Annotated in this window: 23 protein-coding genes; 2 read left to right on the forward strand and 21 right to left on the reverse strand. The window is 39.3% G+C overall.

Annotated features, from left to right (window positions below; all coding sequences use genetic code 11):
• Nucleotides 1–145 precede the first annotated feature (145 nt).
• The 4 genes from PB1_RS00675 to yfmF all read right to left on the reverse strand — a co-directional run bounded on the left by PB1_RS00675 (nucleotide 146) and on the right by yfmF (nucleotide 3,880).
• Complete coding sequence (locus PB1_RS00675; protein WP_003350113.1) at nucleotides 146–403, reverse strand: DUF3243 domain-containing protein; 258 nt, start codon at nucleotides 401–403, stop codon at nucleotides 146–148.
• Nucleotides 404–496: 93 nt separating this feature from the next.
• A complete protein-coding gene (ymfI, locus tag PB1_RS00680; RefSeq protein WP_003350114.1) occupies nucleotides 497–1,219 on the reverse strand; it encodes an elongation factor P 5-aminopentanone reductase in 723 nt (240 codons plus the stop codon).
• A gap of 94 nt (nucleotides 1,220–1,313) precedes the next feature.
• Nucleotides 1,314–2,600, reverse strand: a complete 1,287-nt coding sequence (gene yfmH / locus PB1_RS00685) for an EF-P 5-aminopentanol modification-associated protein YfmH (RefSeq protein WP_003350115.1) — start codon at nucleotides 2,598–2,600, stop codon at nucleotides 1,314–1,316.
• The gene (yfmF, locus tag PB1_RS00690) at nucleotides 2,597–3,880 is read right to left on the reverse strand and encodes an EF-P 5-aminopentanol modification-associated protein YfmF (RefSeq protein WP_003350116.1); all 1,284 of its coding nucleotides are present in this window, start codon (nucleotides 3,878–3,880) and stop codon (nucleotides 2,597–2,599) included. The genes yfmH and yfmF overlap by 4 nt, the downstream gene beginning before the upstream one ends.
• A gap of 906 nt (nucleotides 3,881–4,786) precedes the next feature.
• On the opposite strand from yfmF, the gene PB1_RS17295 reads away from it, so the two are divergent.
• The gene (locus tag PB1_RS17295) at nucleotides 4,787–5,152 is read left to right on the forward strand and encodes a helix-turn-helix domain-containing protein (RefSeq protein ID WP_155816362.1); all 366 of its coding nucleotides are present in this window, start codon (nucleotides 4,787–4,789) and stop codon (nucleotides 5,150–5,152) included.
• The gene (locus PB1_RS16705) at nucleotides 5,122–5,652 is read left to right on the forward strand and encodes an integrase core domain-containing protein (RefSeq protein ID WP_081485578.1); all 531 of its coding nucleotides are present in this window, start codon (nucleotides 5,122–5,124) and stop codon (nucleotides 5,650–5,652) included. Before PB1_RS17295 ends, PB1_RS16705 begins: the two co-directional genes overlap by 31 nt.
• Nucleotides 5,653–5,955: 303 nt before the next feature.
• On the opposite strand, the gene PB1_RS00705 is transcribed toward PB1_RS16705, so the two are convergent.
• From PB1_RS00705 to PB1_RS00785, 17 genes are all read right to left on the reverse strand, one after another.
• Nucleotides 5,956–6,915 (reverse strand): ABC transporter permease, encoded by a 960-nt coding sequence (locus tag PB1_RS00705; RefSeq protein WP_003350123.1) that lies wholly within the window; start codon nucleotides 6,913–6,915, stop codon nucleotides 5,956–5,958.
• Nucleotides 6,916–7,962 (reverse strand): ABC transporter permease, encoded by a 1,047-nt coding sequence (locus PB1_RS00710; protein WP_003350124.1) that lies wholly within the window; start codon nucleotides 7,960–7,962, stop codon nucleotides 6,916–6,918. It lies immediately after the preceding gene.
• Complete coding sequence (locus tag PB1_RS00715; RefSeq protein ID WP_003350125.1) at nucleotides 7,955–9,490, reverse strand: ABC transporter ATP-binding protein; 1,536 nt, start codon at nucleotides 9,488–9,490, stop codon at nucleotides 7,955–7,957. The genes PB1_RS00710 and PB1_RS00715 overlap by 8 nt, the downstream gene beginning before the upstream one ends.
• Before the next feature lie 227 nt (nucleotides 9,491–9,717).
• Nucleotides 9,718–10,818, reverse strand: a complete 1,101-nt coding sequence (locus PB1_RS00720; RefSeq protein WP_003350126.1) for a BMP family lipoprotein — start codon at nucleotides 10,816–10,818, stop codon at nucleotides 9,718–9,720.
• Nucleotides 10,819–10,905: 87 nt separating this feature from the next.
• Nucleotides 10,906–11,631: a GntR family transcriptional regulator gene (locus PB1_RS00725; protein WP_003350128.1), complete on the reverse strand. Its 726-nt coding sequence runs from the start codon at nucleotides 11,629–11,631 to the stop codon at nucleotides 10,906–10,908.
• 373 nt (nucleotides 11,632–12,004) lie between these two features.
• Complete coding sequence (locus tag PB1_RS00730) at nucleotides 12,005–14,347, reverse strand: DNA translocase FtsK (protein WP_003350129.1); 2,343 nt, start codon at nucleotides 14,345–14,347, stop codon at nucleotides 12,005–12,007.
• A 189-nt stretch (nucleotides 14,348–14,536) separates the two neighbouring features.
• On the reverse strand, nucleotides 14,537–14,749 hold the full coding sequence (locus PB1_RS00735) for a YlzJ-like family protein (protein WP_003350131.1): 213 nt from the start codon (nucleotides 14,747–14,749) through the stop codon (nucleotides 14,537–14,539).
• Nucleotides 14,746–15,492: a ClpP family protease gene (locus PB1_RS00740; RefSeq protein ID WP_003350132.1), complete on the reverse strand. Its 747-nt coding sequence runs from the start codon at nucleotides 15,490–15,492 to the stop codon at nucleotides 14,746–14,748. Before PB1_RS00740 ends, PB1_RS00735 begins: the two co-directional genes overlap by 4 nt.
• Before the next feature lie 185 nt (nucleotides 15,493–15,677).
• A complete protein-coding gene (locus tag PB1_RS00745) occupies nucleotides 15,678–17,345 on the reverse strand; it encodes a ribonuclease J (RefSeq protein WP_003350133.1) in 1,668 nt (555 codons plus the stop codon).
• Nucleotides 17,346–17,496: 151 nt separating this feature from the next.
• On the reverse strand, nucleotides 17,497–18,369 hold the full coding sequence (gene dapA / locus PB1_RS00750; protein ID WP_003350135.1) for a 4-hydroxy-tetrahydrodipicolinate synthase: 873 nt from the start codon (nucleotides 18,367–18,369) through the stop codon (nucleotides 17,497–17,499).
• Nucleotides 18,370–18,383: 14 nt separating this feature from the next.
• The gene (dapG, locus tag PB1_RS00755; protein ID WP_003350136.1) at nucleotides 18,384–19,625 is read right to left on the reverse strand and encodes an aspartate kinase; all 1,242 of its coding nucleotides are present in this window, start codon (nucleotides 19,623–19,625) and stop codon (nucleotides 18,384–18,386) included.
• Between the two features lie 32 nt (nucleotides 19,626–19,657).
• The gene (gene asd / locus PB1_RS00760; protein ID WP_003350137.1) at nucleotides 19,658–20,713 is read right to left on the reverse strand and encodes an aspartate-semialdehyde dehydrogenase; all 1,056 of its coding nucleotides are present in this window, start codon (nucleotides 20,711–20,713) and stop codon (nucleotides 19,658–19,660) included.
• 180 nt (nucleotides 20,714–20,893) lie between these two features.
• Nucleotides 20,894–21,493, reverse strand: coding sequence for a dipicolinate synthase subunit B (dpaB, locus tag PB1_RS00765; RefSeq protein ID WP_003350138.1), 600 nt, complete (start codon nucleotides 21,491–21,493; stop codon nucleotides 20,894–20,896).
• Nucleotides 21,490–22,392, reverse strand: a complete 903-nt coding sequence (dpaA, locus tag PB1_RS00770) for a dipicolinic acid synthetase subunit A (protein ID WP_003350139.1) — start codon at nucleotides 22,390–22,392, stop codon at nucleotides 21,490–21,492. Before dpaA ends, dpaB begins: the two co-directional genes overlap by 4 nt.
• A 168-nt stretch (nucleotides 22,393–22,560) precedes the next feature.
• Complete coding sequence (locus PB1_RS00775; protein WP_003350140.1) at nucleotides 22,561–22,803, reverse strand: YlmC/YmxH family sporulation protein; 243 nt, start codon at nucleotides 22,801–22,803, stop codon at nucleotides 22,561–22,563.
• A 120-nt stretch (nucleotides 22,804–22,923) separates the two neighbouring features.
• The gene (locus PB1_RS00780; protein ID WP_003350141.1) at nucleotides 22,924–24,159 is read right to left on the reverse strand and encodes a M16 family metallopeptidase; all 1,236 of its coding nucleotides are present in this window, start codon (nucleotides 24,157–24,159) and stop codon (nucleotides 22,924–22,926) included.
• A 101-nt stretch (nucleotides 24,160–24,260) separates the two neighbouring features.
• Complete coding sequence (locus PB1_RS00785; protein WP_003350142.1) at nucleotides 24,261–25,214, reverse strand: polysaccharide deacetylase family protein; 954 nt, start codon at nucleotides 25,212–25,214, stop codon at nucleotides 24,261–24,263.
• Nucleotides 25,215–25,353: the final 139 nt, after the last annotated feature.

Below are 25,353 nucleotides of genomic sequence, written 5' to 3' on the forward strand. Positions count from 1 at the left end.
CTCATTCTTCATCTAGCTTCTATAATAAATGATTTTGATTGAAGATGAAAGGAAAAACAAAAACGGAAAAAACAATTTCAACCACTTGTAACAAAAACGTAAAAAAGAGAGGGCTGCCCTCTCTTTTGTGTAATTGGTATGTTTATTAATGGGTTCCGTCATTTTGAACAAGCTTCACCATCATACTTGCAATCGCATGCTGTTCTTCAGGGCTTGCAACAGACCAAAGGTCGGCAAGAATTTTTTCTTGTTCATTCTTAGGCTCTACTTGCTTTGCAAGATAATCACCAATTTGATATGCAAGATCATTGACCACTTCTTTGCTCATTCCGGAATTTTGCGCCTGATTAAGGCGATCGCCTAAAAAGTCTTTCCATTGCTGCCAATTATCTAAAACAGACATTGTTTGAACCTCCTTTTATGGTATTCACGGATATTTTGCTTGATTGAGGTTGAAAATATTCATTGTATAGGAAAGGTTATAAAAACTTTGTGATTAAGTATACCATCCGCCATTTACTGACAAAACCTGTCCTGTAATATAAGATGCTTTATCGGAAAGCAAAAAAGAAACACTGTTTGCAACATCCTTTGGAGTTCCGAATCGGCCGAGCGGTATATCCACTTTCATTGCTTGCAAGTCCTCTTCGGAAAAATTATTCAGCATTGCTGTTTCGATTGCTCCGGGTGCAATTGCATTCACACGAATTCCGCTTAGGGCAACTTCTTTACTTAAAGCCTTTACAAAAGAAATTTGTGCGCCTTTTACAGTTGAATATACGACTTCACATGATGCGCCTGTTTGCCCCCAGATCGAAGAAATAACAATAATATTTCCATGTTTTTTTGCTGTCATTTTCGGAAGCAGTTCTTTTGTCAGCAACAGCGGTGCCGTTAAATGAATCTGAATTAATTCTTGGGCTTCTTTTTCATCCAAATCGATTAACATTCCATATTGGCTGATTCCGCTATTATGAATGATGGCATCGATCATAAAAATATTTTCGGCAATCTTCCTATAGCCGTCAGGACGGGACAGATCCGCTTGAATAGGAATGTATTCCCCTTGAAAACCTTCCAGTTCTTGCAACAATTCTATAATCGATTGCTTGTTGCGGTTGTAATGTAAATATAACGAATAACCTTCTTCAGCAAGCTTACAAGCAATCGCCCTGCCGATTCCGCCGCTCGCTCCGGTTATGAGGGCATATTTTTTCATAAAAAACACTCCGATAATAGAGATTTTTCCCCCTTATTTTACTGGCTTTTGAGTAAGAAAAAAAGCGCCGTACCAGCGCTTCTTTGAAAAGTGTTTATTTGGGGACAACTTGGCAAACAGAAAACCTTTCCTCGGCAATAAATGTATCCGCAACTTTTTTTACATCATTCAGGGTAATACTCTCGAGTGTTGGAACAATATCAAACAAATTCATGTCATTATAAGCATAACGGGTAAATTGGTTGGCGATATATTCTGGTGAATTAATAGCCCTTAAGAACGAACCGATTTTTTTCCTTTTTGCCCTTTCCAGATTTTCTTCTGTAAAGATATTCCCTTCTTTTGCATTGATAAACATTTTCTCTATTTTCCCCGCCAGACGGTCTGGATCATTTGTATCTCCTCCGACCATCGCAAACCCGAATCCTTGTTCCTGTGTATAATCGTATGAAAATGTATCATCAATAAGCCCTTCATTATAAAGGTCATTATAATTGTTTGAACTTTTGCCAAACAGCACATCAAGCATCACATTAATCGTCAGCTCATTTTTCAGCATTTGTTCGCCCGATTGATTGACATCAAGAGCTTTTATACCGAACAGACATTTTGAAGTTTGAACATTCATTTTTAAAACTTTTTTCTTTTCAGCAGACTCTTTAGGTTCATCGGGAAATTGCCGCTTAATTTCCGGCTGGTTATAATATTTTTTTTTGCTTTGGTTTTCTATAATCTGATTCATTATCTTCTCAGGATCAACCGGCCCGACAACAAACAAAAGCATATTGCTCGGATGATAAAAAGTGTAGTAGCATTCATAAAGCATATCTTTTGTTATTTCGGAAATGGACTCGACCGTTCCGGCAATGTCAATCCTAACCGGATGGTTTTTATATAAGTTTTCGATAAGGCCAAAATAAAGGCGCCAATCAGGATTATCGTCATACATTGTTATTTCCTGTCCGATGATCCCTTTTTCTTTTTCCACTGTTTTTTCTGTGAAATAAGGGTCTTGAACAAAATTGATTAATGTCTCAAGGTTTAATTCGACATCCGAAGTGCTGGAAAATAAATAGGAAGTCCTTGTAAAAGAAGTAAACGCATTTGCAGATGCCCCTTGGCGGCTGAATTGCTGAAACACATCTCCATCTTCTTTTTCAAACAACTTGTGCTCAAGAAAGTGTGCTATTCCATCGGGAACCGTAATAAACTCGTTTTTATTTAGTGGAACAAAAGTATTATCGACTGACCCATACTTTGTCGTAAATGTAGCATATGTTTTGTTAAATCCTTTTTTTGGAAGTATATACACATCGAGCCCGTTTTCAAGCTTCTCATAATAAAGCTCTTCTTGAAGCTGATCAAACGTTATTTTTCTCATTGGCTTCCACCTTCCATTCCAGTTAAGAAGTAAATCGTATCTGCTTCAATTTTTTGGGCAACTTTCATGATATCTTCCCGTGTGACTTGTTCCATTCCTTTGAGCCATGTTTGAAAATCAATCGGTTGTTTTGAAACAATATTATGGTATAATACTTCAACAATTCCCCTTGACGTATCGATCGTTTCAAGCAGCTGATTTCGAATTACAGCTTTTGTCTGATTGATCTCCTCATCTGTAAAGTCGCCATTCTTCATTGCGTGCATTTGCTCATTGATAATTTGGACGGCTTGTTGATAATTTTTTGCATCGATTCCGGACATAACCATTAATAAGCCTTTATGGCTTTCAAGCCTGCTTGCTGCATAATAGGCCAAGCTTGCTTTTTCCCGAACATTTCGAAACAATTTAGAATGGGAGAACCCGCCAAAAATCCCATTAAATAGTTGCAGTGCATAATAATCCGGATCTCCATAAACAACATTCGTTCTGTAGCCAATGTTCAGTTTTCCTTGCTTAACATCTTGTTTTTCAATCACTTCACTTACTTTTTCTTTTTTCTGAACCGAAATTTTCTCCGCTTCTTTTGGAGTACGGTCATGAAAATTGATCAATTTTGAAGCAGTATTGTATACCTCTTCTTCATCAATATCACCAATTATATAAAGATCCAATTCATCTTCTGAAAGGGCTTGCTGATAATATTGAAATAGATTTTCAGCATTGATTTGATTAACGTGTTCCAATTCACCGTTTACACTTAAAGCATAAGGTTCTCCTAAACACATTTCTTGAATAAGGCGTAAATTTGAGTACCGCATTTTATCATCGTATACTGATTGAATTCGTTGTTTCAAAGTTCTTTTTTCCATTTCAACAGTTGCCGCATCAAATGAATGATTGGATGCATTCGGGTTTAACAATATTTCTGAAAGTAATTCGAATGCATTTTTTAATAAAGGAGTTTGATCACCAAGAAATTTCTCATTGGCAATCTCAATTGAAACCGTAATGATGTGGTACTCTCCTTTTTTCGCAAGATCGACATAAAGGGTCGCCCCATATAATTCGTCCAAATAGGAACGAAGTTTGGCTGTTGACGGATATTTTTTCGTGCTGCTTTGCAATACATAGGGAAGTATTGCTCTTTTCGTGACGTCCGATGCTTGAAGCGGGGCTTTCATTTTCCAAACAAGAGTGTTTGTTTTATATTTATCTGTTTTTACAAGATGAAGCTTATAGCCACTCATTTCTCTTACTGTTTCCGATAAAGCTGTCATAAGCAGGCCTCCCGTATAAAATTAGAACCCTATTTAAACATTATGTAATATGTAATGCAGTTATTTTCTATATTATCCTTTGAAAATAAACATATTCTTTATTACTATACATTTCCAACGTGAAATATTTCAAGTAATTGGGGTGTTCGTTTGCTTGCTTTGCAAGGTTTACTTTGTTTTTTCGGTTTAGTGGGTTTACATAATATTTTTATCGTTTATTAAAATCTTTATAAATTATCATGAAAGCTCATAAAATACAGCGACGGCTCATATTTTGAATTGAAGGCTCATATATTGAAATAAAAGCTCATAAATCGAAATAAGGGCTCATATATCTAAACGAAGGCTCATAAATCGAAATAAGAGCTCATATATCAAAATAAAGGCTCATAACCCTGTTTCAGAGCGAATAAACCCGCCATTGACTTTTTAGCCCCCTTAATCATTTGGACACGAACCTAGTGGAAAAAGTAAACTAGGATTAGGAAATCAGATGATGGGAGGGCATAATATGGCGAAGAAAAAGATTGACGTAATTGAAGATGTTAAAAAGAAATATGTGCGGATGGCACTAGAAACAGGAAACTATGCTTCTATTGCTCGTAAAGCAGGTATTTCACGTAATACCTAGAAAATGGATAAACGAATATGAAGATGAAGTGCGAGATCTTATGGAGGATGAGGGAACAATCACTCTGTCTGATAACCCCACTATGGACGAACTGATGAAAAAGTACGAACAGGCCATGAAACTCCTTGGAGAGAAAGAACTTGAAGTCGCTATGTTAAAGAACCTTCTAAAAAAAACGAGTCCCGATAGAAGAACGTTTAGAGGAAGTAAAACTCTGGGTTGCGGAAGGTTTTCCAATAAAACAAGCAACGAAAGCAGTGGAGGTGTCACGGTCGTTGTACTACTATCATCAAACTGCCGAAAAGGAAGACAAAAAGCCAGATAGGCGAGGACGCCCTATTCCTGGTTATTCTGTTACTCAGTCAGGAACAAAGGTTTCTGATGAACAGATTGAGGAGTTTTTAATGGAGGCCGTGGAAGGAGAGGAAGGCATATACGGCTATCGGAAGTTGACCCATTACTTAAGGACGGAGCATAAGCTGGTGATTAGCCCCAAAAAAGTCTATCGACTATGTGATGAGTTAAACATTTTGTTACCTAAGCGAAACGCTCCATCTCCATATCCAAAACGGTTAGCTAAACAACACGTTATTACTGGACCCAACCAATTATGGCAAGTCGAATTAAATATGGATCGATAGAAGATAGCGGTCGTTTCTTTTTTCTGGCCAGTGCCATTGATGTATTTGATCGCTGTATTGTTGGCTATTATCGAGGATCAAAGTGTCAAGCGAAGGAGATTACAGGTATGCTTCAAGAGGCACTCATAAGGCGTCAAGTACACATTCCGCAAGATGAAAGTGTATCAAGTATCATTATACGAACCGATAACGGTCCTCAGTTTGTGAGTCATGACTTTGGTGATTTTTGTGAGCAATACAGGATTTATCATGAACGGATACCAACAAAGTCTCCAAACTTAAATGCCTATATAGAATCATTTCACAGTATTATTGAACGGGAGTGTTATCAACGGGACACCTTTGAGTTCTTTGAGGAAGCCTATTATCGAATTGATGAATTTATGGAGTTTTATAACAATCGGAGATATCACGGCAGCCTTAACTATCTTACTCCTGTCCAGTTTCATAACTTGTACAAGGATGAAGGCTATCCGGAGGAGATGGCGATCAGCTTATAAGCTACGCAGAGTTACTCCTTCTTCACCTAACCCACCCCTAGATGATGGAACGAAAGGGTCAAGCGAATTGGGCTTGACGCTGTAGTGACATCATCTAAAATGGATCAAGGTGAAGAAGGAAAAACCAAAAAGATGAAAAACTGCGAAAAACAAAGAAAATAAAAGTACGTGTCCAAAATAAGGGGGCCAAGCCGTTGATTAACTAAAAACCCGATCTTTTTACAAAAAAATCGAATTCAAGACAAAGTAACGAATTTTTTTATAAAAAAACCATGGTTCCGTCTAAGGGAACCATGGTTTTTATTAACGACTTCCTTTAATATAATGTGTTCCGACAGCTTTTGGCGCGTCGGCGCGGCCGATAAAGCCTGTTAAAGCAAGGATTGTTAATACATATGGCGCAATATGCAAGTAAACACTCGGGATGTTTTCCAAGATCGGCAAGTTAGATCCGATAATGCTGATACTTTGTGCTAAACCAAAAAACAGAGCTGCTCCCATTGCACCTAGCGGATGCCACTTGCCAAAAATCATAGCTGCAAGCGCCATGAACCCTTGTCCGCTAATGGTTGCATGGCCGAAATCAGATGTGATTGCCTGTGCATAAACTCCGCCGCCGATTCCTCCAAAAGCTCCTGACAAAATAACACCAATATAACGCATTTTTGTCACGTTTATCCCCATCGTATCAGCAGCCATCGGATGTTCACCTACTGAGCGGAGGCGAAGCCCAAAAGGAGTTTTGTAAATTACATACCAGACGACCAATGCGAAACCAATAGCAACAAACGATGTCAAATACGTATTTGAAAAGAAAATCGATCCAAGAAACGGGATATTTTTTAAAAAAGGAATATCTATTTTGTCAAAACCTTTTTGAATGATGTCCGTTTGACCTTTTCCATAAATAAGTTTAACAAGAAAGAGTGTCAAACCAACGGCCAATAAATTAATGGCAACCCCTGATACAGTATGGTCAGCCCTGAATGTGATGGAAGCAACCGCATGGATAACGGAAAATAATGCTCCCGCCAGCATTGCAACGAGTAATGCAACCCATGGTGTTAAATTTCCAAACGTGTCAATAAACGTTAAGTTAAATACAATTGCAGTAAACGCTCCAATGACCATTAATCCTTCCAGACCAATATTGACAACCCCGGAACGTTCGGAGAAAATACCGCCCAACGCGGTGAAAATAAGTGGAGCCGCCCAAAGTAATGTAGAAGGAATTATAATTTGCAAAATGTCCATAAAATCCACTTACTTCACCCCCTTATTATTGAATCTGTCAATTATCCAGCGGATCATATAACTAGAAGCTACAAAAAATACAATTAATGCAATAATAATATCAACCAGTTCATTTGGAATTCCTGATTCGAGCGGCATATTTAACGCACCGACTTTTAAAGCTCCGAAAAGAAGGGCTGAAAAAATTACTCCGACAGCAGTATTTCCGCCCAATAAGGCAACAGCGATACCATCAAATCCAACACCTGTAAATCCGCCTTTTACAGCAGCGTAGCCAAAAGTGCCAAGTCCTTCCATCGCACCGGCCAATCCTGCAAATGCACCGGAAATAATCATCGATAAAATAATATTTCGATTCACATTCATGCCTGCATATTGAGACGCATGGTGATTAAAGCCGACAGATCTTAATTCATAGCCAATTGTCGTTTTTTCTAATAAAAACCACATAGTAAAGGCACACGCAAGTGAAATTAAAATCCCCCAGTGAAGGCGTGAATAATCTGTTAAGCCTTCTAAAAACGGCGAGCGTAATGACGCAGATTCAAAAATGGTTTTCGTTTTGTCGCTTTTTTCCGATAAGACGGTTCTGATAATATAATTCGTAATATGAAGAGCGATGTAGTTCATCATGATTGTAACGATTACTTCATGAACTCTAAACTTTGCTTTTAATAAACCCGGAATGAACGCCCATATAGCTCCAGCAACAGCAGCGGTCAAAATCGCCAGCGGCAAATGGATGACTTTCGGAAGTTCAAAAGCAACCCCAATCCAAACCGCAGCCAGCCAGCCGACAATCAATTGTCCTTCAACACCGATATTAAACAGCCCGACTCTGAAGGCAAATGCAACAGCCAAACCTGATAAAATATATGGGGTAACTTGTCTAATTACTTCACCTGTATAATATAAATCACCAAAGGCCCCATACCAAAGAGATGTAAATCCGGCAATCGGATCATAACCGCTTACAATCATAATGAGCGTACCGGAAAGAATTCCTAATAATACGGCTATTACCGGAATAAAAAGATTACGTAAGCGCTTAGTCATTGGTTCCTACACCTGCTTCCTTTCGTTTCGAACCGGCCATTAACAAACCAAGCTCCTGTTCAGTTGTTTCCTTAGGATCAACAATTGCTATAATTTTCCCTTCATAGATTACAGCAATTCGATCACTTACATTTATAATTTCATCGAGTTCAAAGGAAATAAGTAAAACAGCCTTTCCATTATCCCTTTGTTCGATTAATCTTTTATGAATAAACTCGATTGCACCAACGTCCAGTCCCCTTGTTGGCTGCGCTGCAATCAACAGGTCAGGATCCCTGTCCACTTCCCTGCCGATAATGGCTTTTTGCTGGTTTCCTCCAGAGAGGGCTCTTGCAAGCGTATATTCACTTGGTGTACGTACGTCGAATTCACTAATTAATGTTCTTGCTTTACGATATATTTCTTTGAAATTAAGGATCCCATTTTTCGAGAAAGGTTTTTTGTGATAGGTCTGAAGTACCATATTTTCTCCAATCGGAAAATCAAGAACCAACCCGTGTTTATGGCGGTCTTGCGGAATATGGCCGACACCTGCCTCCGTAATTTTCCGTGGCGACATGTTTTGAATCTCTTTTCCATTTAATTTTATCGTACCGCTTTCCGATTTTCTTAACCCAGTGATGGCTTCAATTAATTCTGTCTGGCCATTCCCATCCACTCCTGCAATCCCGACAATTTCTCCGGCGTGCACCGTAAGATTCAATCCGTTGACAACAGGCACTCCTCTTGAATCATTCACTACTAAATTGATAATTTCAAGTACTTCTTGCTTCGGTACAGACGGCTTCTTTTCTGTTTTAAAAACTACTTCCCTGCCTACCATTATGCTGGCCAATTCATTTGGATTTGTATCTTTAACGTTTAAGGTGCCTATCCCTTTTCCTTTTCGAATGACAGTTACTCTGTCGCACACTTCCATAATTTCTTTTAATTTATGCGTAATCAAAATAATCGACTTGCCTTCTGCAATTAAGGTTTTCATAATTTGAATCAGTTCCTTAATTTCCTGAGGAGTCAATACAGCGGTAGGCTCATCAAAAATGAGAATGTCTGCTCCGCGGTATAATGTTTTTAATATTTCAACCCTTTGCTGCATTCCTACAGAGATATCGGAAATTTTCGCTTTCGGATCGACGGCAAGCCCGTATCTATCTGAAATTTTCCTTACTTCCTGTTCTGCCTTTTTGATGTCAATTTTCCCTTTGGATGTTATTTCTTTTCCAAGAATGATATTTTCAGTAACCGTAAATGTATCCACAAGCATAAAATGCTGATGGACCATTCCGATCCCTAAATCGTTTGCAATATTGGGGTTTGTAATTTTAACCGGTTTTCCTTTCACGCGGATTTCACCCTGTTCGGGCTGGTACAATCCAAATAGCACGTTCATTAGTGTGGATTTGCCGGCACCGTTTTCCCCGAGCAATGCGTGAATTTCCCCTTTTCTTACTTGAAGTGTAATATTATCATTGGCGACTATACCCGGAAATTCTTTTCGAATATTGAGCATCTCTATAACATAATCCATTTTTTTCACTCCTTATTTACTTTAAAGGAAATAATGATCAGTGGTTAAAAGTCAGACGTTAAAATACTTTTAAAAGGGTACCAAAAAAATCCTAACTGAAAAGCAGAAAATATTCTGTTCTTCAGTTAAAATTTTGTTCCGTTGGCATAGCCTTATTGAAAATTTTTCCACAAAAAAAGGAATAAGAGGCCGGCAAGCGACAGCCCGCTTATTCCTTCACTATTATTTTATTTTACGGAAAATGATTTAAGCTCTTTTAAAGTAGAAGGAACTTTCACTTCACCGCTCTTGATTTTTTCTTGCCACTCTTTTACTGCTGCCTCAATATCGGCTTTGTTAGAAAGCTCTTCATTAACTGGAGCTAAGCCGACACCATCTTCAGCCAAACCGTAAATGATTGCTTTTCCGCCGGGGAAGTTTCCTTCTTTTGCTTTAGTAGAAAGGTCTTTCACTGCGTTATCAACTCGTTTAAGAGCTGAAGTAATGATTACGTTATGTTTTTTTCCATCAATTTCAACGACACCTTCTGCAGACTGGTCAGAGTCAACACCAATCGCCCAGATTTCTTTTGAAGGGTCTTTCTTCTTACGGTCCCGCGCTTCCGTAAATAGACCGTTACCTGTTCCACCGGCAGCGTGGAAAATCACGTCCACACCGGAAGAGTACATTTTAGAAGCAATTGTTTTGCCAAGCTCAGCTTTGTCAAATGCTCCTGCATACTGTACGTCAACTTTAATATCAGGGTTTACTGATTTTACACCGGCCAGGAATCCGGATTCAAACCGTTCAATTACCGGAATTTCCATTCCACCGATAAAACCGATTTTATTTGTTTTTGTCGCTTTCGCAGCTGCAACACCGGCTAAGAAAGCCGCTTCTTGTTCTTTAAATAAGATGCTTGCAACGTTTGGCTCTTTAACTTCGGCGTCTACAATTGCAAAATGCTTATCTTTTTGCTGTTGGGCGATTTCTTTAACAGCCTCTTGCATTAAGAAACCGATGCCAAATACTAAATCAAAACCTTGACGAGCAAGTGTATTTAAATTTGTAGCGTAATCTGCATCTGATTGGGATTGAAGGTAGTGGTAACCATCTTTTCCTTGTTTGAGACCGTTTTCTTTGCCAAATGCTTGAAGACCTTCCCAGGCAGATTGGTTGAATGATTTGTCATCAACACCGCCGACATCTGTTACCATTGCAACTGTAAATTTATCTTCTTTTGTGCCTTCATCGGCTGATCCGCCTTTTTCACTTTTGCCGCAAGCACCCAAAATTGTTCCGGCAGCAAGTACGAGTGACAGCGCTAAACTAAATTTACGCTTTTTCAACGTTTGAACCCCCCAAAAAAATTTGTGGTTTTAGTAGAAATGTTCATAAAAGGCCCAATTGTTTTCGTTTTCACTTTTAAAAAAGAATTAAACTCTCTTACGCAAAACATGGAATCTGAATTTATCCGCTTTGAAATAGTTTACCGAATAAAGGATAGGCTCGTCCATTTCATCATAGTGCATTTGCTTTAAAACAAGCAATGCTGTTTCGGGATCACATTCAAGGATGGGAGAAATTTTTTCGTGATAGCCAATAGGGTCAATCTGGGCAACTGCATATGTAATTTTCCGGTTTGCCTTCATCTCCAATAAATTGAAGATAGATTCCTGTTCGAGAGAAAAATTTTCCTGTAAAATTTTTTCAGGAACTTTGTCGATACAATAGACAACCGGTTCCCCGTTAGCGGTTCTTACCCTTTCAATCACGACGATTTCTTCATCCAATGAACATGAGAAACGGCGAACGTCCTCCTCGGTAGGGCCTTGGGTTGACGAACTTAAGAAAATAGTTCCCGGAGTCATTCCAGCTAGTTGTATCATGTTCGTAACACTATTTAGCTGCTCGATCCCTGAAGTAAACAGAGGTTTTGCATTGACAAAAGTGCCGACGCCGTGGCGCCTGATGATCACATTCTCTTCTTCGAGAATTCTCAATGCCTCTCGAAGCGTGGCTCTGCTTACTCCTAATTGTTTAGCAAGATCAAATTCAGACGGAAGCTTTTCTCTTTCTTTATACAGCCCCTTTTCAATATCTTGCTTTAGGCGATCGATGACTTGTAAATACAAATGACGATTATCTGACTTAATTGACATGCAGGCTCCTCCAACCATTTTCTCAAGACATCAGACCTCTGATGTTCAATCATTCCTACTAATCGAAAATACTATATCACTTTTTTATCTATAAATAAATAGTGTTTCTATACTTTGAAGAAAAAAAGGCGATAGCAGAAAACAGTCCAAATTTAGTAAATAATCATACATAAATGGCAGGAAAATGCTGCTGAAAAATAAATGATTCTCCTTCAAGTAAATCCAATAAGGAGGCGACATACTATTTTCATCATGATATGTAAGCGCTTTTAATGTTATATCGTTTTTAAGCATTTTTCAGTGATATTCCAGATCATTAAACAAGAGGCTGACTCTTTGCTTTTGAGTCAGCCCCATGATTACTATATAAATACTAGTTAGCTTCTTCTTTTGGCTTTGACACGAGAACTTCACGGGGTTTGCTTCCTTCATACGGGCCGACAACCCCTCTTGCTTCCATTTCGTCAATGAGCCGGGCTGCGCGTGTGTAGCCGATGCGAAATCTTCGCTGCAGCATCGAAACCGAAGCTGTTTGCATTTCTATTACCAGTTCGACCGCTTGATTATAAAGTTCATCATCCACCTCAGCAGTATTCTCCGTAATATCATCAGGGATCATTTCTTCTTGATATTGTGCTTTTTGCTGGGAAATAACAAAGTTCACTACCTCTTCCACTTCTTCATCTGATAGAAAAGCACCCTGGACACGTATTGGTTTAGAAGCGCCAACAGGAAGAAACAGCATGTCACCGCGGCCGAGAAGCTTTTCTGCTCCTCCCATATCTAAAATCGTCCTTGAGTCAGTTTGTGAAGAAACAGCAAAAGCGATCCGGGATGGAATATTTGCTTTAATGACACCTGTAATCACATCTACTGACGGTCTTTGTGTCGCGATAATTAGGTGAATTCCCGCAGCCCTGGCCATTTGTGCAAGACGGGTAATCGAGTCCTCAACGTCCGAAGAAGCAACCATCATCAAATCAGCCAGCTCGTCCACAATGACAACTATATACGGCAACAAAGGCTGTTTTGCATCTTCCTCGGCATTATGCCTTTTAATGTATTCATTATAGCCTTCGATATTTCTCGTTCCGGTATGCGAAAACAATTCATATCGCCGTTCCATTTCGCTTACCACTTTTTTCAATGCCTGCGATGCTTTCTTGGCATCGGTGACAACAGGAGCGAGCAAATGCGGGATCCCGTTATATACATTTAATTCGACCATCTTAGGGTCGATCATCATTAATTTAACCTCGTGCGGTTTTGCCCGCATTAGGATGCTTGTAATAATCCCGTTAATACAAACACTTTTCCCGCTGCCCGTTGCCCCTGCAACAAGCAAATGCGGCATTTTATTCAGTTCAGCGAGAACTGCTTCACCCGTAATATCACGGCCAAGCCCGATCAGGAGCTTTGAATCAGGCTTCTCATTTTGTGTTGATTCAAGTACCTCACGAAGAGAAACCATCGCAACCTCTGAGTTTGGAACTTCTATTCCGATAGCAGACTTTCCAGGAATCGGTGCTTCGATTCGAATATCTTTTGCAGCAAGTGCAAGCGCAAGATCATCGCTCAAGCTTACAATTTTGCTTACTTTTACCCCAACATCCGGATGAACTTCATATTTGGTTACCGCCGGTCCGAGATGAACTTGTGTAACTCTAGCTTTTACGCCAAAACTTTGAAATGTCCGTTCCAGCTTGGCTGCATTTGCATGAATAAGTTCATATTCTCTGCTTTGGTCTGTATGCCGCGGAAGTTTTAATAATCGAAGAGGCGGAAGTTCATAATCAATATTTTCAACCTCTGTAAATGTCATTGGAGGAGCAGAATCGTCATCACTTTCTTGTACAGATAATTCGGTGCTTTTCTTTTCAGGTTTTGCCGCAGTATCTCCTCTATGTTCATGATAAGCTCTTTCCGTAAAACTGGAAATGATCGGTTCCGGCGGGGAATCCATTTCCAATTGTTGCTGATCAGTATCCATAATTTGCTCCTCTTCTTCCTCTTCCTGCGAACGGTGCAATCTTTCTTCTTGCCGTTGTCTTCTTGCCGCCTTCCTTTCCGTACGTTCTGTCCGCCAATTATTTATATCTTCAAGAAAAGCAATCCACTGATTTTTTATGAAATTTCCCAGTGAAAAAAAAATCTTTCCTAACGCGTCTCCAAATGTTTTTCCTGTCAAAAGGACAAATCCAATCATAATAAAAACAGCCGCGATCAGCTTTGTACCTGCTTCATCGAATAAATAATAGCAAAGCGCGAACAAAACTGCACCGACCATCCCTCCTCCAAGATCAGTTGTGCTCGTCTCGCCTCGCACTTCCAACCAAAATAATTCCCATGTATTTGCAATAACGCTCGGGTCTTCGAATTTACCCCCGTTTGATAACAATTGAAACAATGTAATATGGCTCAAAAGCAGTATTGAAACGCTTATGAAATATAAACCGATCAGTTTTCGGTGAAAGAAAAATGGAAAAGACCGCTTCCACATCATATATGCAGATGCAAGAACAATTCCAATCAAGATCAGCATATACCATTCTCCCATGAAAAACCGGAAAAACAGAACGAAAGCATTACCTACCGCACCGAGTCTGGCAATAGAGATGACCGCCAAAGCAATTAAAACTAATGCAGTCAGTTCATATTGAATCGTCCTTTTAAAATTATCGTTTTTCCGTGAGCGTCGATTCTTTGTTTTGGCCATTTCATCACCTTAATCATTTGTTTATTTTCAGCATCATCAAAATTCTCCAAATTTAAACTAAAATGTGAACAACAAATATGTAATGATTTAAAGAAATAGAATTAAGAAAGAAAGCAGCCTATCAGGCTGCTCTTTGGCTTTTATTCTCATTATATCATATTGTCCGGGCTTTCAGAGAAAAACAAAACATTAAAAAAAAGAAATTTTTTCTCCCGGATGACAGCGGGAGTCCAAATAATGCTTCGGATCACTGCTTAAATTACGAACGATTCTGAAAGAATGGCCATCTTCAAATTCGACTAACAATGGGATTCCATTATATATGATCGTTCTTTGCTTGCTAAACTCATGATCTTCAGAAGGAAAGACGAGTTCAAGAGGCATGATTGTATACAAAATCATTGGATCATCGCCTCTTTTTCTCCATTGTTTAAATCAATCAGTTCATTCAATTTTCTTATCGCCTGCCCTATTCCGCCAACCTCATCAATTAAACCGTATTTGACTGCATCGGTTCCGACAACATTCGTTCCAATATCCCTAGTTAAATTGCCTTTAGCAAACATAAGATCTTTAAAGGTTTCCGCCGAAATATTCGAATTCTTTGTAACAAAATTGATTACTCTTTCCTGCATTTTATCCAGATATTCGAACGTCTGGGGAACCCCAATCACCAATCCGGTTAATCGAATTGGGTGAATCGTCATTGTTGCCGTTTCAGCGATAAAAGAATAGCTGCAAGAAACAGCAATCGGTACGCCGATTGAATGACCTCCCCCAAGCACAAGTGAAACAGTAGGCTTTGATAATGAAGCAAGCATCTCTGAAATAGCAAGACCGGCTTCAACGTCGCCGCCTACTGTATTTAAAATTACAAGCAGCCCTTCAATATTCGGGTTTTGTTCAATAGCAACAATTTGGGGAATTATATGTTCATATTTCGTCGTCTTGTTTTGCGGCGGCAGCTGTATATGGCCTTCAATCTGACCGACAATTGCCAAGCAATGAATCTTTGAATCCTGTGACAATTGCGGAACATTCGTCTGGCCAAGTTGATGAATTTTTTCAATTATATTTGGTTGCTTTTCATCATTTTGCTGGTCTTCACCATAATATTCTGAACTTTGTCTTGACTCTTTATCCATTTATTTTTCTCCCTTCCATCATGATATTGTTAGTATAGTCCAGGAAGTCTATTTCATGCGAAGGGATCGACCAGATCTAACAAGAATCGGCCGATAAATGATAAAAAATTGCTTAAATTCGAATCTTTAAATGGAATAAAAAAAGGCGCCGGCTACTCAATCCGGTGCCCAGCTAATTATTTGCTTTAGATTTCCATAATAATAGGTAAAATCATTGGCCGCCTTTTTGTTTTTTCAAAGAGATATTGATTTAGTGAATCCCGCATATCCTGTTTTAAACTCGACCAATCAAAAGAATCTTTTGATATACTTTTATCAACAATTTCTTTGACTAAATCAATTGACTCCTCTATTAATTTCTCTGATTCACGGACATAAACGAAGCCGCGGGAAATAATTTCAGGCCCTGCGGCGATCTTTTTCTCGCTCTTGCTTAATGTTACGACGACGATAAGTGTTCCGTCCTGCGACAAAAGCTTCCGATCTCTCAATACGATGTTTCCAACATCGCCGACACCGTTGCCGTCAATTAACACATTCCCGGCCTGAACGCGGCCGCTCAGCTGCATTTTTCCATTCTTAAATTCAAGAATTTCTCCTTTATCAACAATATGGATTTGGCTGTGTGAAAAACCGCACTCCATGGCGATTTTTGCGTGAGCTTTCAGCATGCGGTACTCTCCATGAACCGGAACAAAAAATTTCGGTTTCATTAAATTCAGCATAAACTTTAATTCTTCCTGGCTGCCGTGGCTTGATGCCTTGATAATGCTTTTGCTGGAAACTACATTGGCCCCTGCCCGATAAACCATATCAATTGTTTTAGAAATAAACAGTTCGCTGCAATTTAATGGAGACGCAGCGATTATGACCGTATCCCCGGACTGAATATTAATCTGCTTGTGTGTCTGTTTTGCCATTTTTTGCAATGCTTCGAGCGGCTCACCTTGATCACCTGTTGTCAGCAATACGATTTCGTTATTTGGATATTGGCTGACTTCCTGAACAGGAATGATTAACTCTTCATGAACTTCCAAATAGCCAAAATCAAGCGCAATATCAAAAACTCGCTCAAGTCTTTTTCCCAATACAGCTACTTTTCTTCCGATTTCAAATGCAGAATTAAAAATATGTTGTATTCGATTTATATCTGAAGCGAAACAGGCAGCAATAATTCTTCCCGGTGCATTGTAAAATATATCAGACATTTCTCTTGCAACAATCGCTTCTGAAGTAGTATATCCCGGTTTTTCCGCTTCAGTGCTATCTGAAAGCAAACATAAAACTCCTTGGTCACCGATGTTTGCCATTTTTCCGATTTCAGGTTGATATAACTTACCGGCAGCCTGGTCAAATTTAAAATCTCCGGTATGTACAATAATTCCTTCTGAAGTATGAAAGCATATTCCGACTGAATCAGGGATGCTGTGATTTGTTTTAAAAAAGCTGACATCAACCGATTCAAATTGAAGTCTCGAGTTCGCATAAATTTCTTGAAAATTGGCGTTTCCTTTATATTCTTTTTCTTTCAATTTTGCTCTGGCAAGCGCCAATGTTAACCTTGTTCCATAAACAGGCACATTCAGTTTGGAGATTACATAATATAAAGCTCCAATATGGTCCTCATGGCCGTGCGTAAGGAAAATTGCTTTTACTCTGTCCTTATTTTCAATCAAATAAGAAATATCTGGAATTACAATATCAATCCCGAGCATTTCGTTCTCCGGGAACATTAAACCTGTATCAACGATGAATATCTCTCCGTCCACTTCAACAAGGTACATATTTTTTCCGATTTCCCCTACCCCTCCCAGAGCAATAAGCTTGATGCTTTCGTTCTTTCTACTATTCACTTTGATTAATTACCTCCTATGTTGTAAATGCCGACCTAAGATCAGTTAAAGATATTATACTTTAAGAAAGAAAATCTTTACAACCATATTTAGTTTCGACATTACTATTCAATAAAAAAAAGCCAACCACTAAGGATTGGCCTTCGAAATTTTATAAAGCATTTAATAATGCTGCCACTGTATTTCGCTCTTGTTCAGTAAGCGGAACAAGAGGCAAGCGAACCGAACCGACATCCATGCCTTTAATTTGCAAAGCAGTTTTAACCGGTACAGGGTTTGGAGCGATAAATAATCCATCCATAAGCGGAAGCAGCTTTTGATGAATTTTTGCCGCACGTTCATAATCTCCATTTAAAAATGCACTGATCATTTCTTGCATTTCATTTCCGATAACATGGGATGCCACAGAAATAACCCCGGTTCCGCCAATGGACAGTACTGGCAAGGTTAAACCGTCGTCTCCGCTATACAAAAGAAAATCGTCATCTGTATTGGCAATAATTTGCGTCATCGCACTAAGATTCCCGCCTGCTTCTTTGATACCAACAATGTTCGGAATCTTGGACAAACGGATGACCGTTTCAGGCTCGATATTCACAACAGATCTTCCGGGAATGTTATAAATGATAACAGGAAGGGATGTACTTTCAGCAATTGCCTTAAAATGTTGATATAATCCTTCCTGGTTTGGTTTGTTATAATACGGAGCAACTGCCAAAATCGCATCGACGCCCATTTTTTCTGCTTTTTTTGTCATTTCGATTGAATCATAAGTATTATTGCTTCCGGTGCCTGCAATAACAGGGACTCTTTTTTCAACTACTTTTACTACATGCTGAAAAAGCGCCAATTTTTCTTCTTTTGTAAGTGTGGCTGACTCTCCAGTAGTACCGACAACAACTAAAGAATCTGAACCATTATTAATTAAATGATTCACGAGTTGCGTTGTTTTTGCAAAATCAATATGACCTTTGTTATCAAATGGTGTAACCATAGCTGTTGATATTCGACCAAAAGAAACCATCTTTTAGCTCCTCCTCACTCTATCCGTTCAAACTCCCGCATCTCTTTTTCGAGCTGGAATGCGTCGTGCAATGCTTTCACTGCATTTACTAGATCCTCTTGTTTAACTAAGACCCAGATGGTCGTGTGGCTGTCAGCAGATTGTAAAATACGAATTCCCTTTTCTGACAGCGCTGTTACAATTTTTGATGCAACGCCAGGAACTCCGGCCATACCTGCACCGACAACAGAAACCTTTGCACAATCACGTTCTACAACCGGTTCATGTCCCAAATCAGTCAATATTTTAATGGCATGGTCTGCCATATCATTCATTACAGTATAGACGACCCCGTTTGGCGATATATTAATCAAATCAACACTGATTTTTTCGTTTGCCATTGCTTTAAATACTTCCGCTTGTAAATTATACTGATCTTTTTTAGCGAAAACTTTTATCTGTGTTACATTTGGAACGTGGGCAATTCCAGTTACCGGCCGTTCACGAATGTCGCTTCCCCGGCTGTTTTTGCTGAGTGACGTGACTAAGGTGCCGGGGCTGTCCGAATAAGTAGATCTGATCCTGATCGGAATTTTTGCCTGCATGGCTATTTCTACGGCCCGGGGGTGTATTACTTTTGCTCCCTGATAGGCCATATTGCATACTTCGGTATAAGTAACTACCGATAAAGGACGAGCATTTTCAACGATTCGCGGATCGGCAGTCATGATCCCCTCAACATCGGTAAAAATGTCAATCCATTCGACATTAAGCGCTGCCCCCAGCGCAGCAGCTGATGTATCGCTTCCACCACGGCCAATGGTCGTTATATCGCCATTCTTCGCAGCACCCTGAAAACCGGCCACGACAACTACATCGTTTTGTTCTAATTCCATTAAAAGCCTGTCACATTTCATTTCAATGATTTTTGCATTTGTATGATCGCTGTTTGTCCGGAAACCTGCCTGGGCACCGGTTAAAGCGGCAACGCGTATACCGTGTTCAACAAGCATGTTTGTAAAAACAATGCTTGAGATTATTTCCCCGCAAGAAAGAAGCAGATCCTGCTCGCGTTTGCTTACTTTACTCGCATTGCCTCCGATTAGCGACAAGAGGGTATCGGTTGCATACGGTTCTCCTTTTCGTCCCATCGCTGATACAACAACTACAACCTTGTAGCCTTCTGCCAGAGCTTTCTCTATATGCCTTTTTGCATTCTTCCGGCTTTTATCGTCACGGACTGAAGTGCCCCCGAATTTTTGAACGATTATTTTCATCGTAACACCTCATAATTGAGCTCAATCCCCATTTATTTGTTTCTGATAAGATCTAATTTGATCAGGCTTTCTGCGATTTGCACAGAATTCCAGGCTGCACCCTTTAGAAGATTATCAGAGACAATCCACATATGGAATCCGTTTGCCTCATCAAGGTCTTTTCGAATTCGTCCAACGAAAACTTCGTTTTTGCCTACACAGTCAGCAGGCATCGGATAAATTTGGTTTTCAATATCGTCTTGAAGTACGACTCCCGGAGCACTCGCGAGGATTTCTTTGCATTCCTGTACGGTTAATCCTTCTTTTTCCACTTCTATATAAACCGATTCAGAATGACCAGTCGCAACAGGCAAACGGACACAAGTTGCCGCAATTTTAAGGTCAGGAAGACTCATTATTTTCTTCGTTTCATTTATCATTTTCATTTCTTCAAAAGTATAGCCGTTTTCCTGGAATTTATCAATTTGCGGAATCGCGTTAAAAGCAATTTGATAATGTTTTTTTTCAGATTTAACCGGTAAAAATTTTGGCTCAAAAGGTTCATTATTTAAGATCGCTCTTGTCTGCTCGTATAATTCTTCCACTGCTTGAGCACCTGAGCCTGAAACTGCCTGGTAAGTTGATACGATCACCTTTTTCAGACCGTACTTTTGGCGAATTGGTTCCAATGCTGTAACCATTTGAATGGTTGAACAGTTTGGATTGGCAATAATTCCGTTATGTTCATGAAGCGCAAATTCGTTTACTTCAGGAACGACAAGCGGAACATCCGCATCCATACGAAAAGCACTAGTATTATCTACAACGACCGCACCGCGTTTTACCGCTTCAGGAGCAAGCTCTTTGGACACACTGCCGCCTGCACTGAATAAAGCGATATCTACCCCTTCAAAGCTTTCAGGTTTCGCTTCCTGTACAGTGACTTCTTCACCATTAAATAGAACTGTTTTCCCTGCAGATCGGGCCGAGGATAAAAGAGTGATCTTGCCTACCGGAAAATTACGATTTTCCAGCGTTTTTAACATTTGTTGACCAACTGCTCCTGTTGCACCAACCACTGCTATATGAAGACCATTTTTTAGACCCATGTATAGTTCTCCTTCCGCTTCATTTAATATATTTTCTATTGCTCAACAATTGAGAATGAATACACAGAAGGCGGCTCTTCTTAATAAGGACCGCCATCTCAATAATATCATTTATTTTATCATATTCATTCATGAAAGGAATAAATTTTTTGAATTATTGCCGGAAAAAGTATGGGGATCTCAATTTCCATCGCGGAACCTTTCAACAATTACGGGCTGCAGCTGTTTTCCATTCATGGCCGCGATGATCGTTTCTTCGAGCATCGACATTCTGGCAACCATTGAATTTGGCTTTTTTATCGGATCATCCTGACCAAAAGGGACAAAGTAAATATTTTTAGTGGCCATCAATCTCATTAAATTTACTCCATTTAATCCTAATGCATCATTTGTGGAAATTCCTAATACGACCGGTTTTTGGTTCCGCATTGTAGCTTTGGCAGCCATTAATACAGGAGAGTCTGTCATTGCGTTCGCAAGTTTGCTCAAAGAGTTTCCAGTCAACGGTGCTATAACCATGCAGTCAAGGGGAATTTTAGGACCAAGAGGCTCAGCTTTTACAATTGAATCGATTACCTTGTTGCCCGTTAAATCTTCGATACGCTTGACCCAATCTTCACCTTTTCCGAACCGTGTCTCTGTATTTTTGACCGTAAACGTGACGACAGGTATCACTTCAGCTCCAGTATTCACAAGGTTTTCAATTTCAGGGTACACTTCATCATAAGTGCAGTGAGAACCCGTTAATCCAAATCCGATTCTTTTGCCTTTTAAGCTCATTCTTCATTCCCCTTTCTTTTTTGCAGGTCATTTTTCAGCAATTGAGCAAGAATATTTGCTAGAATTTTTCCGGCGGTTTTCGGTGCAACAATTCCTGGAAGCCCCGGTGCAAGCAATGCTTTAATGCCTCGCTTTTCTGCGTAACGAAAATCCGTCCCTCCCGGTTTCGAAGCTAAATCAATGATCAACGTATGAGCCGGCATTTTTGAAATGACCGAAGCGTTTACAACTAAATGCGGAATCGTATTAATGCAAATATCTATGTCCTTTACGGCCTGTTGAATTTCGTTTATATGGAAAGGTGTTAAACCCATTTCCGTAATTCTGGCAATATGTTCGCTTCTTCTTGCTCCGACCTTTACCTTTGCGCCGAGAACATGAAACGTTCTTGCAACACTCATTCCGACTCTACCAAGACCAAGTACAGCCACTTTTGAACCGTGGATTGTAAAATCGGTATGCTGAATGGCCATCATAATAGTCCCTTCGACCGTAGGGATTGAATTGTAAATTGCGACATCATCTCTTTCAAATAATTGAACTAGGCGGCGGTTTGCCTGCTTTGTTATATCATTTAGATAAGAGTTGCTGATTCCTGAATAGATCGTACAATGTTCCGGCGTTTTGGAGATATTCTCTTTAGTAAGAAACACTTTTTCATTGGAAAAAATCGTTTCGACCTGGCCTTCCAAACTTGTTCCTGGAACCGGCAATATGACAGAATCTATATTTGAAAAATCAACTTCATCCATTTTTTCTTTAATCGCTCCGGTAAAGGCATGATCCAGTTGTTCAAATCCGATGAGAGACAGCTTGGCATCCAGTTCAGTAAGCTTGCGGATGATTTCCAGCTGTCTAGCATCACCGCCTATGATTGCAATTTGCATTCCTGTCAGCATGAAAATACTCACCTTCTTCTGCAAAATCCCTGCAGGAAAATGTATTGTCGAACTACTTCAACATCTTATGCGCTAATGTCTTAATCGGTGAGTTTTCCACCTGCTGCAAAAGAAAATACAATAAAAAAAAGAGATCGGCTCTCGGCCAACCTCTAATCTTTGCTTTTGCTATTCATTTTCAGGAATATCAATAATGATCATATCAGAACCGATTTTCTTAATATTCTTCCACTGCACCCGAACTTCGCCGCCTTGTTTGCGAAATCCAAACCATTTTAACGCAGGGATAATTAATGTTTCAATTTGCCCTGTGGTTTCATTGATTTCTAAATCTGTCTGCCCCAGAACGCCAAGCCTTTCCGCACGTTTAACATCTACGATCTCCTTGCCGCTTAACTCGCTTAACCTCATTTTCAACCCTCCAGCATGCTTTGTCTTACTATATATTTACGTCTTTGAAAGTAATTTAGAATAGAGCGAAAAAAGAAATAAAGGGTCTGCCCCTCTCCAATACAGAGAAGTCAGACCCTCTTATATATTTTTCGGAAGTTCGCCGTCAGGGCTGATTAATGCAATCGAATATTGATCATTAAAAATTGTATGGGCCATTTGATCAACACTTTCCTTTGTTACTTGATCGATTTGCTCTACAATTTCATCAAGAGAGCGGTGGCGTCCCAACAATAATTCATTTTTTCCGTTTCTGCTCATTCTGCTGTTCGTACTTTCAAGGCTCAGCATTAAACTGCCTTTCAACTGTTCTTTGCTATTATTCAATTCTTTTTCCGTAATCCCTTCCTGCTTAAGCTTTTTAAGCGTTTCCTGGATCGTTTCAAATAACACATTTAATTGTTTGGCTCCCGTTCCTCCATATATCGTGACAATTCCACTGTCCTGGTAAGCGGAATGATAGGAGAAGACTGAATACGCTAGACCTCTTTGCTCGCGGACTTCTTGGAATAAGCGGCTGCTCATGCTTCCTCCCAGAATATTATTTAATACAATCAGGCTGTAAATATCATCGTGGCCTACCTGCAGGCCTTCAAACCCAATACATAAATGGGCTTGTTCGGTATCTTTTTTCCGAGAAATCCGGTTGGCATGAAACTGAGGAGGAATTTGCGTGTTTTTTCGTTTACCGCCTTCATACGATCCAAAGTATTTTTCAACTTCTTTAATAAATGATTCAGAAACATTGCCGGCAATAGAAACAACGACATTTTCAGGTGTATAGAAATCATGTATATATTGTTTCAATGTATCGCTTGTAAAAGATTCCAGCGTTTTTTCTGTTCCTAATATCGGATATCCAAGCGGATGTTTTTCATACACAGCTTTACTTAAAAGATCATGGACAATATCGTCAGGTGTATCTTCATACATTTTTATTTCTTCAAAAACAACCTTTTTTTCTTTATCCATTTCTTCTTCTATGAAGGTAGAATGAAAAAACATGTCCGCAAGTACGTCAAGAGCAAAATTGGCATGCGTGTCAAGAACCTTTGCATAATAACATGTATATTCTTTTGAAGTAAAAGCATTTACCTGTCCGCCAATACTATCGAATGATTCGGCAATTTCTCTTGCTGTTCTCGTCTTCGTGCCTTTAAAAAACATATGCTCAAGAAAGTGTGAAATACCATTGTTTTTGGGGTTTTCATTGCGGGATCCTGTTTCAATCCAAATACCGATCGCAACGGAACGTACGGTTGGAATATTTTCTAAAACGATTCTTACCCCATTTTGACATGTATATTTCTTTATCAAATAAAACTCCTCCTGTCCTAAAAACCCGCTGCTTCAAGAGTACTGCAATAAGTTAGTATATAACATAAACTTTCTTTTTTCCAAAGCAATTGACGATTATTTCACTTATTTTGTACAATCCGTTCTTCACTTAACAGACTGGAAACTGTATCTATTTTCAAATTTTTTTGTTTAATTTGCATTATTAATTGGTCTAATGCTTTTGCAGTTGATTCCGTAGGATGCATCAAAATTAACGCACCGTTGTGAAGTTTTGGAATGATTCTGTTAATCAGAACCTCCGGTGCAGGTTTTTGCCAGTCTATTGTATCGAGACTCCACATGACAGTGCCCATATTAAATTCTGAAGCTATTTTTACGACTTCTTCACGATAGGAACCGCTGGGAGGCGCTAACCATTTCGGTCTTTTTCCCGTTGTAGCTTCTATCACTTCGTTTGTTCTCTTTATTTCTTTTATTATTTCAGCAGGGGGCAATGTTTTCATATTAGGGTGTGTGTACGAGTGGTTTCCTATTTCATGTCCAGCTTCGGCAATCATTTTCGCAAGCTCGGGATTATTCTTCACCCATCTTCCTTCCAGGAAAAAACTTGCTGAAACATTATGTTTTTTTAGGGTTGCTAGCATTCCGGAAAGATATTCATTTCCCCAGGCAACGTTAATAATAAAACTGACCATCGGTTTTTCCGGGTTCCCCCGATAAACAGCAGCTGGCGGAAGATCAGTAAGATGTACTTCCGGACTTATTTGCTTATATACTAATTTTTCTTCGTTAAATTTACCGTCCTTTTTCATTTTTTTGTATGAAGCAGGAACGTCAACTTTTATCCCATTATATCCGGGTATTGCTTTCCAAACCGGATCTATTTTAGCATTAATGGGCTTTTTTTCATATTCCCCTGCACGATTATTAATTTCCTGAAACAAAGGATTAGTTGTTTGATTTACAGCAATAGATTTTGCTTTTAATAAAGATATATATTGGGAAACTAACGGATTATTGATCATTAATATTGAAAATAAAAGAAATAAAGCCAAATGGACGACCTTTTTCATGCTCTCTGCCCCCTTCACTTTACAATATGTGAATCTGGGACAAGGTAGAACGGCCTTTTAAAAAAACATACTTTAACGCATTAACGTAGTGCGGGTCTGGCCCGCGTTAAAAAAACCAGGGGTAGCCCTGGCTCATTAT

This window comes from Bacillus methanolicus PB1, from assembly GCF_000262755.1.
GTDB lineage: Bacteria > Bacillota > Bacilli > Bacillales > Cytobacillaceae > Bacillus_Z > Bacillus_Z methanolicus.